Origin of the sequence: Pectobacterium zantedeschiae, assembly GCF_004137795.1 — a bacterium.
Classification (GTDB): domain Bacteria; phylum Pseudomonadota; class Gammaproteobacteria; order Enterobacterales; family Enterobacteriaceae; genus Pectobacterium; species Pectobacterium zantedeschiae.
The window spans coordinates 2,154,739-2,170,604 of record NZ_NWTM01000001.1 but is presented as its reverse complement, the minus strand read 5'-3'; the positions used below and the strand labels follow the sequence as shown (position 1 = coordinate 2,170,604).

At 48.4% G+C, this 15,866-nt stretch carries 19 protein-coding genes and 1 riboswitch; of the genes, 7 read left to right on the top strand and 12 right to left on the bottom strand.

The genetic code is table 11. The features are described 5' to 3' along the window. Positions 1-2: 2 nt before the first annotated feature. Genes CLR69_RS09925 through CLR69_RS09915 form a run of 3 tightly spaced genes read right to left on the bottom strand, consistent with a single transcriptional unit; the run spans position 3 to position 2,180 of the window. Positions 3-677, bottom strand: a complete 675-nt coding sequence (locus CLR69_RS09925; RefSeq protein WP_129712543.1) for a M15 family metallopeptidase — start codon at positions 675-677, stop codon at positions 3-5. Then, entirely contained in the window at positions 674-1,801 is a 1,128-nt protein-coding gene (gene dapE, locus CLR69_RS09920; protein ID WP_129712542.1) for a succinyl-diaminopimelate desuccinylase, read from the bottom strand. Before dapE ends, CLR69_RS09925 begins: the two co-directional genes overlap by 4 nt. A gap of 1 nt (position 1,802) precedes the next feature. Then, positions 1,803-2,180, bottom strand: a complete 378-nt coding sequence (locus tag CLR69_RS09915; protein WP_129712541.1) for an ArsC family reductase — start codon at positions 2,178-2,180, stop codon at positions 1,803-1,805. A gap of 233 nt (positions 2,181-2,413) precedes the next feature. Between CLR69_RS09915 and ypfM the strand changes: the two genes are divergently transcribed. Then, a complete protein-coding gene (gene ypfM, locus CLR69_RS23405; RefSeq protein WP_143485675.1) occupies positions 2,414-2,473 on the top strand; it encodes a protein YpfM in 60 nt (19 codons plus the stop codon). 306 nt (positions 2,474-2,779) lie between these two features. Here the strand turns inward: ypfM and CLR69_RS09910 are convergent, their stop codons facing one another. Then, a complete protein-coding gene (locus tag CLR69_RS09910; RefSeq protein WP_129712540.1) occupies positions 2,780-3,721 on the bottom strand; it encodes a LysR family transcriptional regulator in 942 nt (313 codons plus the stop codon). An 82-nt stretch (positions 3,722-3,803) separates the two neighbouring features. Here CLR69_RS09910 and CLR69_RS09905 point away from each other — a divergent pair, with 82 nt between their 5' ends. The 4 genes from CLR69_RS09905 (at position 3,804) to CLR69_RS09890 (ending at position 7,355) form a co-directional block, all read left to right on the top strand. Beyond that, the gene (locus tag CLR69_RS09905; RefSeq protein WP_197730544.1) at positions 3,804-4,463 is read left to right on the top strand and encodes a DsbA family protein; all 660 of its coding nucleotides are present in this window, start codon (positions 3,804-3,806) and stop codon (positions 4,461-4,463) included. Between the two features lie 187 nt (positions 4,464-4,650). Then, a complete protein-coding gene (locus CLR69_RS09900; protein WP_129712539.1) occupies positions 4,651-5,484 on the top strand; it encodes an MBL fold metallo-hydrolase in 834 nt (277 codons plus the stop codon). Positions 5,485-5,489: 5 nt separating this feature from the next. Then, the gene (locus CLR69_RS09895; RefSeq protein ID WP_129703535.1) at positions 5,490-5,879 is read left to right on the top strand and encodes a nuclear transport factor 2 family protein; all 390 of its coding nucleotides are present in this window, start codon (positions 5,490-5,492) and stop codon (positions 5,877-5,879) included. Positions 5,880-6,173: 294 nt separating this feature from the next. Further along, positions 6,174-7,355, top strand: a complete 1,182-nt coding sequence (locus CLR69_RS09890) for an MBL fold metallo-hydrolase (protein ID WP_197730543.1) — start codon at positions 6,174-6,176, stop codon at positions 7,353-7,355. 119 nt (positions 7,356-7,474) lie between these two features. Here the strand turns inward: CLR69_RS09890 and CLR69_RS09885 are convergent, their stop codons facing one another. Then, the gene (locus CLR69_RS09885) at positions 7,475-8,179 is read right to left on the bottom strand and encodes an aspartate/glutamate racemase family protein (RefSeq protein WP_129712538.1); all 705 of its coding nucleotides are present in this window, start codon (positions 8,177-8,179) and stop codon (positions 7,475-7,477) included. Positions 8,180-8,397: 218 nt separating this feature from the next. On the opposite strand from CLR69_RS09885, the gene cspE reads away from it, so the two are divergent. Further along, positions 8,398-8,607, top strand: coding sequence for a transcription antiterminator/RNA stability regulator CspE (gene cspE / locus CLR69_RS09880; protein WP_005976270.1), 210 nt, complete (start codon positions 8,398-8,400; stop codon positions 8,605-8,607). Positions 8,608-8,671: 64 nt separating this feature from the next. Here the strand turns inward: cspE and crcB are convergent, their stop codons facing one another. After that, the gene (crcB, locus tag CLR69_RS09875) at positions 8,672-9,055 is read right to left on the bottom strand and encodes a fluoride efflux transporter CrcB (protein WP_095994005.1); all 384 of its coding nucleotides are present in this window, start codon (positions 9,053-9,055) and stop codon (positions 8,672-8,674) included. Between the two features lie 84 nt (positions 9,056-9,139). After that, a riboswitch (Fluoride riboswitch) is annotated at positions 9,140-9,245 on the bottom strand. Positions 9,246-9,500: 255 nt separating this feature from the next. On the opposite strand from crcB, the gene tatA reads away from it, so the two are divergent. Further along, positions 9,501-9,698, top strand: coding sequence for a Sec-independent protein translocase subunit TatA (gene tatA / locus CLR69_RS09870; RefSeq protein ID WP_129703541.1), 198 nt, complete (start codon positions 9,501-9,503; stop codon positions 9,696-9,698). An 82-nt stretch (positions 9,699-9,780) separates the two neighbouring features. On the opposite strand, the gene lipA is transcribed toward tatA, so the two are convergent. From lipA to mrdB, 6 genes are all read right to left on the bottom strand, one after another. Further along, complete coding sequence (lipA, locus tag CLR69_RS09865; RefSeq protein ID WP_039301956.1) at positions 9,781-10,746, bottom strand: lipoyl synthase; 966 nt, start codon at positions 10,744-10,746, stop codon at positions 9,781-9,783. A gap of 226 nt (positions 10,747-10,972) precedes the next feature. Further along, a complete protein-coding gene (gene lipB, locus CLR69_RS09860; protein ID WP_197730542.1) occupies positions 10,973-11,656 on the bottom strand; it encodes a lipoyl(octanoyl) transferase LipB in 684 nt (227 codons plus the stop codon). A gap of 171 nt (positions 11,657-11,827) precedes the next feature. After that, positions 11,828-12,091, bottom strand: a complete 264-nt coding sequence (gene ybeD, locus CLR69_RS09855; protein WP_005976281.1) for a DUF493 family protein YbeD — start codon at positions 12,089-12,091, stop codon at positions 11,828-11,830. A gap of 148 nt (positions 12,092-12,239) precedes the next feature. Next, positions 12,240-13,451, bottom strand: coding sequence for a D-alanyl-D-alanine carboxypeptidase DacA (gene dacA / locus CLR69_RS09850; protein ID WP_129703543.1), 1,212 nt, complete (start codon positions 13,449-13,451; stop codon positions 12,240-12,242). A 166-nt stretch (positions 13,452-13,617) separates the two neighbouring features. After that, positions 13,618-14,733 (bottom strand): endolytic peptidoglycan transglycosylase RlpA, encoded by a 1,116-nt coding sequence (gene rlpA / locus CLR69_RS09845; protein WP_129712536.1) that lies wholly within the window; start codon positions 14,731-14,733, stop codon positions 13,618-13,620. A gap of 13 nt (positions 14,734-14,746) precedes the next feature. Next, positions 14,747-15,859 carry a peptidoglycan glycosyltransferase MrdB gene (gene mrdB, locus CLR69_RS09840; RefSeq protein WP_129703547.1) on the bottom strand — a complete coding sequence of 371 codons (1,113 nt, stop codon included), beginning with the start codon at positions 15,857-15,859 and terminating at the stop codon, positions 14,747-14,749. Positions 15,860-15,866 lie beyond the last annotated feature (7 nt).

Below are 15,866 nucleotides of genomic sequence, written 5' to 3'. Positions count from 1 at the left end.
GGTCACGCCTCATCAACGTTATGAATGTAACGGGTAAACAGCTGCGGCAAGTGCTGGCAAAGCCAATGGTAGCCTGCAATGTCTTCATCTTGCCAGGCGGCAAGAATGAGGTCGGGTGTAAGCTGCTCTTCCGCATACTGTGCTAATGGATAATAGCTGATATGCCAGGGTTCGACTGCGACACCGCCGAGATCGTGTGCATAAGGCCGATAAAAACCGTATTCATGCATGTGTGCGCTCAGCCACGCATTCAGTGTGGCAAAATAGCCGCCTTCTTCATATTCCCACGGTTCCAACTGGAGCGAACGGCCTACGGGTAATAAATCAGGATCGTAGATATCAAGATCGCTGCCCCAATGGTGACGGCTGGAGCCCGGCATCGCAGACCAGCGCAGAATGGCCTCACAGCGTTCCCCATCGTCCAGAGACGCTATATCTAGCGGTTGGCTGTTGGCATCCATGACGGGACGCTCGCCGCGAAACTTGCTATTCCAGATCTGGCGCTGACGCTCAAAATCGCGAAATGTGCTGGCGGGCTGTAGGTTAAATCCTGCTGTTTTTGCCGCGTGCTGTAGCGCCAGAAACGCGGTTACCGCTTCCGGCTGAAGACGATGGCGACCGTGTAAAGTGACCAGATGCTGGTCGCTTTTACCGGTTAACATAGCTGGCGTCATCATGCGATGAGCTGCTCCATAATGCGCTGATACATCCGGCTTAGCAGTTGTAGGTCTGCCGCGTTGACGCATTCGTCGACTTTATGAATCGTGGCGTTGACGGGACCTAGCTCAACGACCTGCGCACCCATGCGGGCAATGAAACGGCCGTCGGAGGTGCCACCATTCGTCAGCAGCTCTGGGGTGACTTCGTTGTAATGCTTGACGGCATTCACCACGGCATCGACCAGTTCGCCGCGTGCGGTCAGGAATGGCTGGCCGGAAAGCTTCCAGTCAATGGTGTAATTAAGCTGGTGGCGATCCAGTAATTCCGCTACGCGCTGCTGGATTAACACATCCGTTAATTCGGTGCTGAAACGGAAATTGAATTGCACAAACAGTTCTCCGGGGATGACGTTATTGCTCCCCGTGCCTGCCTGAATATTGGCAATCTGCATGGTGGTTGGTGGGAAGAAGTCGTTGCCCCGATCCCATTCGGTGGCGATCAGCTCGTTCAGCGCTGGTGCTGCACGGTGAACGGGGTTGTCTGCCAAATGAGGATAAGCAACATGCCCTTGAACGCCATGTACGCGTAAATTCGCGGTGATAGAACCACGACGGCCGTTTTTCACCACGTCGCCTACGACATGCGTACTGGACGGCTCGCCGACCAGGCAGTAGTCCAATCGCTCGTTGCGTGCCATCAGCGCATCGACCACTTTTACGGTGCCGTTAATGGCGCTAGCTTCTTCGTCTGACGTAATCAGAAACGCCAGACGCCCCTGATGGTTAGGGTGGGCTGCGACGAAACGCTCGGCGGCAATCACCATGGCTGCCAGTGAACCTTTCATATCTGCTGCACCGCGACCATACAACATACCGTCACGGATAATGGGTTCAAACGGCGGATGCTGCCAATGGCTTTCATCGCCGCTGGGAACCACATCGGTGTGCCCCGCAAAGGCCAGCGTTTTACCTGTGCCGCGCCATGCCCAGAAATTTTGGGTATCGCCAAAATCCATTGCTTCGACGGTAAAGCCAATCGCCGTCAGTCGTTCAATCATGAGTGCCTGGCAGCCCTCGTCGTTCGGGCTGAGGGAAGGGCGTTTAATTAACTGTTGAGCGAGCTCTATGACTGGGCAAGACACGTTATTGGTTCTCCGCAATAAATTTCTGGTAGCTGTCGATACTAAACCCAAGCAGTGCGTTACCGCCATCGGCAATCAACAATGGCCGTTTAATGACTGCTGGTTGTTCCAGCATAAGGTTTTTGGCGGCCTCTGCGCTGTCGCGGGTACTACTGTTGATTAATTCACGCTGTTCTTCGCTGAGCTTACGCCAGGTTGTTCCACGCGTATTGAGCAAGGCCTGAACCCCCAGTTGGTCGATAAAACGCTGCAACAGCTGTTCATCCAGACCGTCGGCACGGTAATCATGAAAGCGATACGCCACTTGTTGATCTTCCAGCCAGCGGCGCGCTTTCTTTATGGTGTCACAGTTTTTAATGCCGTACATGGTCAGCGCCATAGGGGTAAAATCCTTTCTGCTTATTGAGTTGCGTGACGATTGCTGTGGAGTACAGCGCGGCCTGATTGGGCCCCATCGTGCGATAGCCCAGCATGCCGAAAAAAGGCGGGGAGATCTACTGTGAACTACATTGCAGAAATGAGCGGGAGTACACTTTTTATACTTTCATAACCCTTTTACCTGATTAAAAAGTGTGCGTATAATATGCCGCCGTTAATCACCAAGAGGTTCGCATGGTAGAAGCAGAAGTGAGTACTTGGAAAGATTTTATTGAAGCAATGTTACGCAAATAATAACGATAAGTACCGATAGTCATTGCATACCAGGAATAAAATCATATGAATAAGCAGTATTGAGTCTCTCAATGCTGCTTTTTTTTATGCAAAAAGGGGAAACCTGAGTAAATAAAAGAGGGTATTATTAAATATTAACCATGATTTATAATATCAATAAAATTCAATAATTTATTTTTATTCTCATGATTTTCTTAGTGGTGCTGTCATGATCGGCAAGGCGTTAAAAAGAGGAAGAGATCCTCAAAGTGCAGCTATCGCGCTATGAACTTATGCTGCGTTGGCTGACTTTGCGTCTCTGTGTGCTTAGGGCGTTGGGGTGATTCGGCGTGTGAGCAGCTCAATGAAGGCTTTAACTTTTGCTGGACGAAAACGTGCGGTAGGAAATACCGCATAAATATATCCAATCGGTAAATTCCATTGTGGAAGTACCTGAATGAGCCGACCTGAGGCAAGTTCATCCGCAATGGTAAAATCCGGTAATATGGCAAGCCCCGCTCCGTCGAGAACGGCTTCTTTCACAGCCAATGTGGCGTCAAGCAAGATGGATGGGTGAAGACGTATGGTTTGCCGCTCAAGCTCATTTTGCGAGAATGTCCAGAGAGAATGTTCGCGTAGGGCCGTATTCGCGATAAAAGGTAGGGAGATAATCTCCTGTGGCTCAGTAAGCTCACGAATGCTGGGATTGTCATGCCCTGATGCTACTAGCACTTGCCGAAAATGACCTATTTTCCGTGCCTGTAAATGCTGTTCTGTGAGCCAACCTACGCGTATTGCCACATCTGTATTCGTATTTTCGGACATCACATCCATCGTTTTGTCGCTAAACGATGCTTCAACTTTGCACTGGCTAAATTGCCTGGAGAATTCGGTAATCGTTGGGACGACGACATTAATCCCGTAATCCAATGGGGCGGTGAGTCGTAGTGTTCCTGAGGGCTCACTGATGCGTTCAGCCAGTTCGCTAAAGGCATCCTCTGCATCTTTCAAAATCAATACACAGCGATAATAAAATGCCTGTCCTGCTTCCGTCGTGCGGACACGGCGTGTGCTGCGGATTAATAGCGTTGTGCGCAATTCATCCTCAAGTTTTGCAACTTGCTGGCTGACCACTGCTTTTGTAATACCCAACCGCTCGGCTGCCGCAGTAAATGACGATGTTTCGACTACCGCAGTGAAATAGGCCAGACGATTGAGGTTGGATAAAACGACCGAGTTTATCCGATCTTTATTGTATGCTTTTTCCATACAATGTGTTTATAGCGTTCATATTTATCTGTCAATGACTTTTGCGTAGCATGTTCTTCATCCAATCAACGGGCAGAGTTCCTTGACGAAAGAAGAAAATGCTATGGCTAAGGTTTTAACGTATTTGTTCGACCCCTTATGTGGATGGTGCTATGGCGCGTCTTCAACAGTAACAGCAGCCTCACAACTGCCAGATGTGACGCTTCAGCTTATGCCGACAGGGCTTTTTTCAGGTCAGGGCGCTCGTTTAATGGATGACGATTTTGCTCAGTATGCCTGGAGTAACGATCAGCGTATCGCTCGCCTGACTGGACAACGTTTTACTGAAAACTACCGTCAGCAGGTACTGAGTGACCAATCTCAGGCTTTTGATAGTGGTCCGGCGACGGTAGCGCTTACTGCTGTGTCATTGACGGCTCCAGAACATGAGTTAGAAGCGTTAAAAGCGATTCAACATGCTCGTTATATTGACGGAAATAATGTCACAAGCAGAGAAATGCTGGCGGGGTGGTTAGAACAACGTGGTCTGCATGAGGCGGCTAACCTAATCGCACAACCGGATAATGCGCTTTTACAGGCGAATCAGTCTCGTATCAATTATGCGCGGCTTTTGATGCAAGAATTTGGGGCACAGGGTGTACCTAATTTTATTCTGGATGACGGTAAAGAACGTCGTATATTGCCTACAGGTAAGGTTTTTTCAAACAGCCAGGATTTTATTCAGGAAATTAACAATGCTTAGTTGATATCGTGATTATTATTCACGATAAGTACCATCTATTATTTATTAGTAATGTATATATCCGTGATATTTCAAGTGGCATGTGCGCTGACTGATCAATTCGTTGTCGACGAATTTTTCATTCTTTTATCGCCTGTCTAAAAATAGAATTATGTAATGTATATAAGACAATATAAAGGGGATTCATATGACAGTTCATACAGAGATAAAAAATAATCTGAGTTGGCAGCATTTTCCAGCGGGTGAACATGGCTTTTTCCGTGCGCCAGTTTTACTTTTCGGTGAAAATGAAGCCATCCTTATTGATGGTGGTTTTACGTTATCTGATGGTCAAACTATTGTTGAGGCGATTCAAGCATCCGGCAAAACATTGAGCACAATTTACATCAGCCAAAGCGATCCAGACTATTATTTCAGCCTGGGGCCGATTAAAGCTGCTTATCCGAACGCAAAAGTGATTGCGGCGTCATCTACTGTTGAAGCGATAAAAGGAAACGTTGAGAAAAAATTAGCGGTATGGGGTCCACAACTTAAAGAAAATGGCCCACAGAATCTGGCAGATATTGTTTTACCCGATGTATTTGATGGCAGCGCACTGACTCTGGAAGGCCATGAGATCCAGATCGTGGATGCTGAAGGGTTGACTAACCGCCGCTATCTCTGGGTTCCATCGCTTGGTGCTGTGTTTGGCGGCGTGCTGATTTTCTCAGGACTGCATGTATGGACTGCTGATACTGCTACGCCAGAAGCACGTAAAGCGTGGGTGAAAAATCTGGATGCAATCATTGCCCGTGACCCTAAAGTCGTTGTACCGGGACACGTGGCATTAGACGCACCGATCGATGTTGCCGCGATTCGCCACACGCGTGATTACCTCCTGGCTTTTGAAGAAGAGTTGGCTCGATCTTCTGACAGCACGGCATTGATTGCTGCATTAACCGCGCGTTATCCCGATGCTAAATTGGATGTTGCACTGCAGATTGGCGCGAAAGTAGCAACCGGCGAGATAAAGTGGGGTTAAGGATTATGCCAACAAATTTGGATATTATTAAAGCGACCTATGAAGGGTCATCCGCAGAGAATGGTAAAAATCTGCTTGCTGTCTTGGCAGCAGATGCAACATGGACAGAGGCGGCTGGCTTTCCCTATGCCGGTACTTATGTCGGGCCTCAGCAGATTGTTGAGGGGGTATTTCATCGGTTAGGTACGGAGTGGAAAGACTATCAGGCCAAAGTACATACTTACCTGGCTGATGGCGATCGTGTTGCTGCATTTGGTGTGTATTCTGGTACTTATCTTAAAACAGGTAAATCCATGACGGCAACGTTTGCGCATTTATATCATCTTCAAGATGGCAAGATCGTGAAAATGGAGCAGTATGTGGATAGTGAGAAGGTTCAAGAAGCCCTTCGTTAATTATGTCGTCACTATACTTGCTATATTCCGGCTAACAGTAAATAGGTGGGGGTCGAACCCCATCTGTTCAATGTTAGGTTATATCTTTATTTTATTTTTATATGACTGGAGGGTCGTTTAAATAAATTAAGAAAATGGTGATTTATCCACTTATCTAAATATCATTTTCTTTCTATTTATTGATGCCTATTTTTTTTCTCGTTGTGTTGAACAACTCAATGCGTGAGATGCATTCGTGTGGGCGTAAAGATAATTAGGGGTATTTGATAATCTATTATATAAAAAGGATGATCTATGATGAAAAAAATAAATAGCGCGACATTTATTGCCGCAATGGCGATCTCTGCTAATGTTTTTGCCAGTTCACTTAACTTAACGACATTCAATCCAGGTTCAGATGCGATATTCCCTGTCTCTTCTACGCTGATTTATGGCGATCGTGATGCAGTGCTTGTTGATGCACAGTTTCAAAAGAAATACGCCAAAGAGGTTATTGATATTGTCAATGCTTCTGGAAGGGATTTGAAATATATCTATATTTCTCATAGCGACCCAGATTATTATTTCGGCTTGGATGAAATCAAGAAAGCCTTCCCTAAAGCACAGGTAGTGTCTACTGCACAGACGGCTTATCTTATTTCTGCATCCAAAGATACTAAATTAGAGGTTTGGAAAGAAAAACTCGGATCCGATGCGCCAGAAAAACTCTATGTTCCAGAGGCTGTGACGACGAATAAGCTGGTTATTGATGGAGAAAATATTTATATCAGACAAGTCAAAGGTGATTCCGCACATAGCTATCTATGGGTTCCATCACTTAAAACGGTGCTAGGGGGAATTCCTGTGAGTGAAGGCGGGCATCTGTGGATGGCAGATACGTCAACAGCTAAAGATATCGATCGCTGGATTAACGTGATTGACGATATGCGATCGTTGAAACCGGAGAAAGTGATTCCCGGTCATTACGTGAAAAGTGATTTCTCGCCTGCCATTTTGGGTTTTGTCAGAAAATACCTGTCTGATTATAAGGTTGCGGCATCCACGAATAAAGATGCATCGGGCATCATTGCTGAGTTGGAAAAGGCTTATCCTGATTTACCGGGCAAAGAATCGCTTGAATTTGGTGCGAAAGTGTTTACCGGTGAACTGCCTTGGCATGTTACATCGCCTTATCCACCAATCGGCAGCAAGGCTGAAATTCACTTCGGTGATACGGTCTTTGAGTTGACCTTTAAAGATAATCATACGATGTCATTTATTGGTACATCAGGAGCTTTTAAAGGCGTTACGGATACGGTGGAGTACCTCCCGATTGAGGTGAGCAAAAACGTGTTCATGGTCTATTGGAATGAGCCACATACGGGGTCGAATGTGGTTCATGTACAAGATTGGAATACCGGTACGGTTTATACCAATATTGCGGCGAAGGATTACTCCTTTACGCATCTGAAAGGGACAATAGCCCTTAAAGATTAACCGCAGTAGTGGGAATTGCTTGACGCGTAGTCAGTGCTAATGAATATATCACTCGGCACCTATATTCGTGGTAGCCGAGTGATACTGTTTATTTTATATGGGTGTGCTATTACAACGGATTAAGACATATTAAGCGCAAATTTCGCGGCAGCGATGGCGTGAAGGTAACTGGTATCAAAGAGAGGAACCGTCGCATCTCCTGCACTGATTAATAGCGGAATTTCTGTACACCCCAGAATGATGCCTTCCGCACCTTGCTGTTCAAGTTGTTGGATTATATCCCGATAGACCTGCCGTGATGTGTCGTTAATGTTCCCCAGACACAATTCATCGTAAATGATGCGATTAACTAATTCTTTCCCCTCATGGTCAGGAACAATTACGTCCACGCCAAATCGTTCCTGAATGCGCTGGCGATAGAAATCCTGCTCCATCGTGTAGCGGGTGCCGAGCAAACCAACTTTCTTCAATCGGTGCTGTTTCAGACTGGCGCCGGTAGCATCGGCAATATGCAAAAGGGGAAGCTGACAGGTGCGTTCAACGTCATCAGCGACTTTATGCATGGTGTTGGTACAGATAACGATAGCGTCTGCCCCCGCCTGGCGTAATCCTACGGCGATATTGCTTAGTACGGCCGCTGCCTGTTCCCAATCACCTTGTGACTGCAATTGTTCGATCTCGTGAAAATCGACACTGTGAAGGATGATTTTGGCGGAGTGCAGGCCACCAAGTTGGTTTTTTACATATTCGTTGATAATGCGGTAATACGGGATCGTGGATTCCCAACTCATGCCCCCGATCAGACCCAGCGTTTTGCTTACCATGGCACCTTCCTTTGATATCGTAAAAAGTGATGAATCGACCAGAACTGAACTCCCTGTATTCTGCATTCGGTTAAAATAGGGCAGCGAAGTCGTTCGGTATACATTTTTAGCGACTTTTATCACTTTTTATCCAACTTCAACTGGACAAAAGGTCAATCTATTGTTGTACTGTACCTGACACAGATTTTGTGTCTTTCATTCATGTAAAGGTAAGTTTGATGTCTAAGATTAAAGGTAGTGTTAAGTGGTTTAATGAGTCCAAAGGCTTCGGTTTCATTACTCCAGAAGATGGTAGCAAAGACGTGTTCGTACACTTCTCTGCCATCCAGAGCAATGGTTTCAAAACTCTGGCTGAAGGTCAGCGTGTAGAGTTCGAAATCACTGACGGTGCCAAAGGTCCTTCTGCTGCTAACGTTAACGCTATTTAATTATACCGATTTCGTGAAAAACCCGCCAATGGCGGGTTTTTTTTGCCTCATTTTCTACGTTATATCAGTGTGTTGTTACCCAAGTGACCAACGCAAACGCCAATGCGGTCATAAGTAATGAGCCCGCCAAATTCAACAGCACATGTAATCCCGCCGCAGCCAACTGTCCGCTTTGCAGAAACATGACAACTTCTGCGGAAAAGGTCGAAAACGTCGTTAAGCCGCCGCACAGCCCGGTAGTAATTAATATTTTCCAGTCCTGATCGAGATGGGGATGGCGCAGGAAGAAGGCTAACGCGCCGCCAATAACGAAAGCCCCAATCAAGTTGGCAAGCAAAGTGCCCAGCGGTAACGTTGGATACAGGTTGTTAAACTTAACTCCCAACTGCCAGCGCGCCACGCTGCCGACTCCGCCACCAATAAATACCGCGAGTAATGTACTAAACATAGAAACCTTTTTGGATTACTTTGCACAGATTGCTTTTTGCGATCTCGGAGAGTATTGGGCAGGACACTACGCCCTCTCTGCGAGGTGGACGTAGACATCATTAGCCGAGTGGCGGTTGTACCCTGTACTTCAGGCTACCAGCGTTTTTGGTGGCGCTAGGGTAGGGAGGAATGTCATCTCCACTTTAGTAGGGAAAGTTTACGCCGTCAGATGGGATTTTTGTAGTGATGCAGAGGGGAAAGTTGTAAAGCGATCTGAATATGTGCGAAAGCGGCGTCTTACTTTGTTACAGATAGCAATTGTGTCGTGCGGCGTAAGGTTTTACATAGAGGACATAGGATGCAAAAAATTTTTTCGACAACCCTGTTTTTTGACAACCATTATTCGACAAGTACGTGTTCTCGTTCGCTGGCGTCTCCAGCCTCTGTAAATCAGGTAGGTTTGTATGGAAGGTATCAGTATTGCCAAACTATTGGTGATTGGCGCATTAATCATTCTGCTGTTCGGTACGAATAAACTTCGTAGCTTAGGTGGCGATTTGGGTGCGGCGATTAAAGGTTTCAAGAAGGCGATGAATGACGAGCAACCGGCAAAAACGGATGACACGGCAGCGCTGAATGATTCATCTCGTAAAGAATCCTGATCGCACTTCACATAACAAAACGGACAGCAATTGCCGTCCGTTTTTTATTCCACACAAAAAATGTGTAAAAATGTATGAGTGCTTATTTTACTTCGATGCCCTTTGCCTGTAGGTCGGCATGGTAAGACGAGCGAACAAACGGGCCGCAGGCCGCATGGGTAAAGCCCATCGCCATCGCTTCGGCTTTCATCTCATCGAACTCATCTGGACTGACATAGCGCTGTACCGGCAGGTGGTGGCGGCTCGGCTGTAAATATTGTCCCAGCGTCAGCATTGTCACACCGTGGCGGCGCAGGTCGCGCATGACTTCCACGATTTCAGCATTGGTTTCCCCTAATCCAACCATCAGACCAGATTTGGTCGGGATGTCAGGGTGCGCGTTCTTGAAGTTTTCCAGCAGCTTCAGCGACCATTCATAGTTCGCACCAGGGCGGACCTGGCGGTAAACGCGCGGTACGTTTTCCAGATTGTGGTTGAATACATCTGGTGGCGTAGCGGTCAAGATTTCCAACGCGCGATCCATACGGCCACGGAAGTCTGGCACCAGCGTTTCGATCCGAATATGTGGGTTCTTGCGGCGGATAGCGCTAATACAATCCGCAAAGTGTTGTGCTCCACCGTCGCGCAGGTCATCACGGTCAACGGAGGTGATCACGACATAGCGTAAGCCCATGTCATGGATTGTTTGTGCCAGCTTCTCTGGCTCATTGGCGTCCGGCGTAAGCGGGCGGCCGTGGGCAACGTCACAGAACGGGCAGCGACGCGTACAAATGGCACCCAGAATCATGAAGGTGGCCGTACCGTGGTTGAAACACTCGGCCAGATTCGGACAGGACGCTTCTTCGCAAACTGAGTGCAACCCATTTTTGCGCATTGCCGCTTTGATTCCCTGAATACGGCTCGAATCCGCCGGAAGTTTAATCTTCATCCATTCAGGTTTGCGCAGAAGCTCTTGGCGTTCGGTAACGACGGTACGTACCGGAATTAGGGCCATCTTATCGGCATCGCGGTATTTGACACCGCGTTCGATCTGAATCGGTTTACTCATGTTTGCGTAAGTTCCAGTTCTGAATCGTTTCTTTAAATTTGTTTTTCAAATTCAAAGGATTATGTTTTTTGTTAAACTTTTTTTAAAAAACTATAAAAATTATATCATCTTGCCTAATCACAATCAGCTTTTGCACGATCAAAATGAAGAAATTATGTGAATAAAATGTAATTTATCAAAAAGCGAGCGTCCAACTGGCTGATTTTTATTGACAGAATGAAACAGGTTAAGCAGAAAGCGGCTCACCCTGAACGTCCAGGTTCCACGGAATATATTCGGGTGCGGAATAGCCGACTAACTGCAAAAAGGTCTTCACCAGCACCGGTGAGGTGTCATCCAACGTGATGCCTGGCACGAGATCGCTTACCTGCGTCATTTCCATACCGGCGTAACCACAGGGGTTGATACGCAGGAAAGGAGAAAGATCCATGGCGATATTGAGCGCCAGCCCGTGGAAAGAGCAACCTTTACGAATACGCAGCCCTAGCGAACAAATTTTACGCTCACCCACGTAGACACCGGGTGCATCAGGGCGCGCATGAGCTTCAATCTGGAAGTGTGCCAGTGTGCCAATCACGGTATTTTCAATCGCAGTAACCAGCTGGCGAACGCCGAGCTTGCGACGCTTAAGGTCAATCAACACGTACATAACCTGCTGGCCGGGGCCATGGTAGGTCACCTGGCCGCCTCTGTCGCTCTGAATCACGGGAATATCACCGGGCATAAGTACATGTTCGGCTTTGCCCGCCTGACCCTGTGTGAATACGCGAGGATGCTGAACCAACCAGATTTCATCTGGGGTTCTATCATCACGTCGGTCGGTGAAGTTATGCATCGCCAGAGAGACGGGTTCATACGGTTGCACGTCGAATTGACGTACGATGATCTTATCCTGTAGCAAGTGTGTCATCTTCAGGTTAAGGAAAGGTGGGGGGATTATAACGGCGGGAAGCCTCAGCGAACAGCACTATGCAAAATTACGCAGCGCTATACGGCACAAAACTATGTGTCATAAAGCTATGTGTGTAAAGCTATGGTCACAAAACCATGCTGCACTCGCCCATTTTCCCGCCTGTTCTTCTTACAGCACCATACGCACGATGTCGATGTTGCCCAGTTCTTCGTACAGCGTTTCCACCTGCTCAATGTGAGTCGCCGTGATGGTGATGGAAACCGAGTGATAGTTCCCTTTGCTGCTGGGTTTGATCTGTGGAGTGTAGTCGCCAGGCGCATGACGCTGTACCACTTCAACGACCAGATCGACTAACTCCGGTTTTGCCTCACCCATGACCTTGTAAGTAAAAACGCAAGGGAATTCAAGCAGTTCGTTTAATTTGGTTTTCATTTGCGCTCCAGAGAGGGTAATACGTCGGGGTAATTCCGACGGTATTAGCACGATGTCATTACATTATACTAAAAAACATAACTCCCGCGTTTTTGCGGGAGTTAAGGATACTACCTATATGGGGACGTTTTGGCCCCAGACAAGGGGGTTAGCCGAACCAGTGGTGGAACATCAGTTTGATGTAGTCGATCATGCGGCCAAAAATTCCGCCTTCTTTCACTTCGTTCATAACTACCAGCGGGCGCTGATCGATAGTTTTGCCATCCAACTGGAAGTTGATGGAACCCACAACCTGATTTTTGGCTAACGGCGCATGCAGTTCGGTGTTGTCCAGAACATAGCTGGCTTTCAAATCTTTCATACGGCCGCGCGGAATGGTCAGATAGGCATCTTTCTCAACGCCCAACGCAACGCGGTCGCTGTCGCCAAACCAGACCGGCTCAGACGCGAATTCTTTGCCTGCTTTCAACGGTGCGACGGTTTCAAAGAAGCGGAAGCCCCAGGTCAGCAGTTTTTTACTTTCTGATTCACGTCCTTTGGCATTACGTCCGCCCAGTACCGCTGAAATCAGACGCATCTGACCTTCTGTTGCCGAGGCGACCAGATTAAAGCCAGCTGATGACGTATGGCCCGTTTTGATACCGTCAACATTCAGGCTGGAATCCCACAGCAAGCCGTTGCGGTTAGGCTGGCGAATGTTGTTGAACGTGAACTCTTTCTCTTTGTAAGTCGCGTACTCTTCTGGAACATCGCGGATTAACGCCTGACCAATTAAGGCCATATCGCGCGCTGAACTGAACTGGCCGGGTGCATCCAGACCGTGTACGGTTTCAAAATTGGTATTTTGCAGCCCAAGCGCTTTCACGTAACCGTTCATCAGGTTAACGAAAGCATCCTGACTGCCTGCAACATAGTCAGCCATCGCAACACAGGCGTCGTTACCGGATTGCAGGATAATGCCACGATTTAATTGGGAAACAGGAACACGGTCACCTGGCTTCAGGAACATCAGGGAAGAACCCTGAAAGGTCGGGTTGCCGGTTGCCCACGCATCTTTACCGACGGTGACGATGTCGTTAGGGCTGATTTTTCCTGATTTAATCGCCTGACCAATGACGTAGCTGGTCATCATTTTCGTTAAGCTGGCCGGATCGCGGCGCGTGTCGGCATTCATTTCCGCCAACACTTTCCCAGAGTTGTAATCAATCAGGATGTAGGATTCGGCATCGATTTGCGGGACGCCGGGGATCATCGTTTTAAGATTGATATCTTCAGCATAGGCAAAGGAAGAGGCACTAACGAGGAGTAGTGCGCCAAGCGCAGTACGCTTAGTAAAACGAGACGTGTTTACAGTATTCATGATTGGAACAACAACATCCGTGGGTATAAGTTAAAAAACGAGCCACACTATAGCAGATGGGGAAAGGGCAGGCATCAGGCATTACGTTACGTGATTTTGCAAAAGGGCGGTATGTTCAATGCCATAGCCGCCGCTTTCACTTCGTGAGCCTGCCGATTATCCGTGACTAGAGCGTGCCGGGTGCGGCGGTAATAAACGACTGTTGCTGAGCTTCGACTGACAAACGTTGTTGAAGTTCAGCGGCTTGCTGACGATTCTGGAATGGCCCCAGTTGAATACGGTACAGTCCGCCACTTGCTGTGACTTTACCGGCCACGCGGAAGCGTTCACTCAGGCTGCGCTGCCAGGTTTGCGCTCTTTGCTGATCGCTCAACGCACCGACCTGAACCACATAGCGACCCGTGGCGGAGGGAGCTGCTACTGCGGGAGCGGCAACAGCAGCGGTAGCTGGCGCGACGTTCATTGGCGCAGTGGATGGTGTTGCAGTTGGCACGACATTGGACTCAACCACGCCAGATCGTAGTGCTGAAGGCGCGCCTAAAAAGCCACCGCTGTGCGAAGGCGCGCTACTTTGCTGCTGAGTATTTTCTGTTGGCGTGCTCAGGTTGCTATTGCTGATCGGACGAACGGCATTGTTGGGTGTGGATGAGGTTGTTTCCATCATGGGTGTACCCAATCCGCTAGCACCGAAGTTCGGGCGTTCCGGCAGGGAGAAGCTTTGTTTGGCAACGGTAGTGCCTACGGTTCCCGGACCGGAGAGCGTACCGTCAGGCGCGACGCTGATGAAATCTACTTTTACTTTGGTATTGTTAGAGATGTTCAGTCGATCGCCCGCAGCTTTCGACAGGTCGATGATTCTGCCCGGCGTGTACGGCCCGCGGTCGTTAACACGCACAACCAGACGGCGACCGTTACTTAGGTTGGTGACGCGGACATAGCTTGGCAGCGGCAGCGTCGGATGGGCCGCAGTGATCGCGTTAGGATCAAAAATTTCGCCTATTGACGTGCGGTTACCGCTGGCTTCTTCGCCGTACCATGTTGCTAAACCCGCTTCGCTAAAGTTTTGCGGATCTTTGACAATTTTATAGCTCTTGCCCTTGATGCTATAGTCTTGCAGCGTACCCTGATTATAGGGTTCATAACGAGGTTCTGCACCGCCGATCTCTTCCGTCGGGCCGCTGTAAACCTGAGTGACAGGCGGCGCAGGCTGCCGCTGTTCCGTTGTGGTACAGGCCGCAAGCGCCAGAGTTGCTACGCCGACCCAAAGCCAATCCTTACGCATTGCTCACCTCGTGTTATAAATTCTTAGATAGCAGTTTGCGGTGAGTATGTATCGACATGACGATACCGAACCCCGCCATTAAGACGACCAGCGCTGACCCGCCGTAACTGATCAGCGGTAACGGCACGCCAACGACGGGAAGTATACCGCTGACCATCCCGATATTGACGAAAACATAGAAAAACAGAATTAACATCAGCCCGCCGACCATAACCCGACCGAACGAGGTTTGCGCATTTGCGGCAATCACCAGACCGCGCATAATCATGAACAGATACATGGCGAGTAGAATCAATACGCCGATTAAACCAAGCTCTTCAGCCAGCACGGCAAAGATAAAGTCAGTGTGTCGCTCTGGTAGAAACTCTAACTGAGACTGTGTGCCATGCAACCAACCTTTTCCTGACAGGCCACCTGAGCCTATCGCAATTTTCGACTGAATAATATGGTATCCGGCCCCTAGCGGGTCGCTTTCGGGATCGAGCAGCATCATTACCCTGGCACGCTGATAATCATGCATCAGGAAAAACCAGAGTATAGGAATAAAAGCGGCTAATAACAGTACGGCGACGCCAATCAAGCGCCAGCTCATACCTGCCAGGAAAAGCACAAATAGTCCTGATAAAGCGATCAGAATTGAGGTGCCTAAATCCGGTTGTGCGGCAACCAGCAGCGTAGGAACAAAAATCAGAATCAGGGCGATCGCCGTATTTTTTAACGACGGTGGGCACATATCACGGTTAATAAAGCGGGCTACCATCAGCGGTACGGCGATCTTGGCAATTTCCGATGGCTGAAAACGGATGAAACCCAAATCCAACCAGCGCTGTGCGCCTTTACTGATTTGTCCAAAAATATCCACGATGAGCAGCAAAATTACGCAGACAATGTAGAGGTAGGGGGCCCAACCTTCATACACGCGAGGGGGAATTTGCGCCATCACGACCATCACCGTAAACCCCAGCACGATTTGAACGACTTTTCGCTCCATCATGCCGACGTCTTGTCCGCTGGCACTCCACAAGACAAATAGGCTATAGCCCAGCAGTGCCAGGATGCAGAGAAGAAACGGCAGATCGATGTGGATTTTCGCCCAGAACGATCCCTTTTGTTGGCTATCGGTCATGTATGTC

Excerpts from the sequence above, each read along its gene's own strand:
- CLR69_RS09925 (WP_129712543.1), bottom strand. The coding sequence starts at position 677 with ATGATGACGCCAGCTATGTTAACCGGTAAAAGCGACCAGCATCTGGTC.
- CLR69_RS09915 (WP_129712541.1), bottom strand. The coding sequence starts at position 2,180 with ATGGCGCTGACCATGTACGGCATTAAAAACTGTGACACCATAAAGAAA.
- CLR69_RS09910 (WP_129712540.1), bottom strand. The coding sequence starts at position 3,721 with ATGGAAAAAGCATACAATAAAGATCGGATAAACTCGGTCGTTTTATCC.
- CLR69_RS09900 (WP_129712539.1), top strand. The coding sequence starts at position 4,651 with ATGACAGTTCATACAGAGATAAAAAATAATCTGAGTTGGCAGCATTTT.
- CLR69_RS09895 (WP_129703535.1), top strand. The coding sequence starts at position 5,490 with ATGCCAACAAATTTGGATATTATTAAAGCGACCTATGAAGGGTCATCC.
- CLR69_RS09890 (WP_197730543.1), top strand. The coding sequence starts at position 6,174 with ATGATGAAAAAAATAAATAGCGCGACATTTATTGCCGCAATGGCGATC.
- CLR69_RS09885 (WP_129712538.1), bottom strand. The coding sequence starts at position 8,179 with ATGGTAAGCAAAACGCTGGGTCTGATCGGGGGCATGAGTTGGGAATCC.
- cspE (WP_005976270.1), top strand. The coding sequence starts at position 8,398 with ATGTCTAAGATTAAAGGTAGTGTTAAGTGGTTTAATGAGTCCAAAGGC.
- crcB (WP_095994005.1), bottom strand. The coding sequence starts at position 9,055 with ATGTTTAGTACATTACTCGCGGTATTTATTGGTGGCGGAGTCGGCAGC.
- tatA (WP_129703541.1), top strand. The coding sequence starts at position 9,501 with ATGGAAGGTATCAGTATTGCCAAACTATTGGTGATTGGCGCATTAATC.
- lipA (WP_039301956.1), bottom strand. The coding sequence starts at position 10,746 with ATGAGTAAACCGATTCAGATCGAACGCGGTGTCAAATACCGCGATGCC.
- lipB (WP_197730542.1), bottom strand. The coding sequence starts at position 11,656 with ATGACACACTTGCTACAGGATAAGATCATCGTACGTCAATTCGACGTG.
- ybeD (WP_005976281.1), bottom strand. The coding sequence starts at position 12,091 with ATGAAAACCAAATTAAACGAACTGCTTGAATTCCCTTGCGTTTTTACT.
- dacA (WP_129703543.1), bottom strand. The coding sequence starts at position 13,451 with ATGAATACTGTAAACACGTCTCGTTTTACTAAGCGTACTGCGCTTGGC.
- rlpA (WP_129712536.1), bottom strand. The coding sequence starts at position 14,733 with ATGCGTAAGGATTGGCTTTGGGTCGGCGTAGCAACTCTGGCGCTTGCG.
- mrdB (WP_129703547.1), bottom strand. The coding sequence starts at position 15,859 with ATGACCGATAGCCAACAAAAGGGATCGTTCTGGGCGAAAATCCACATC.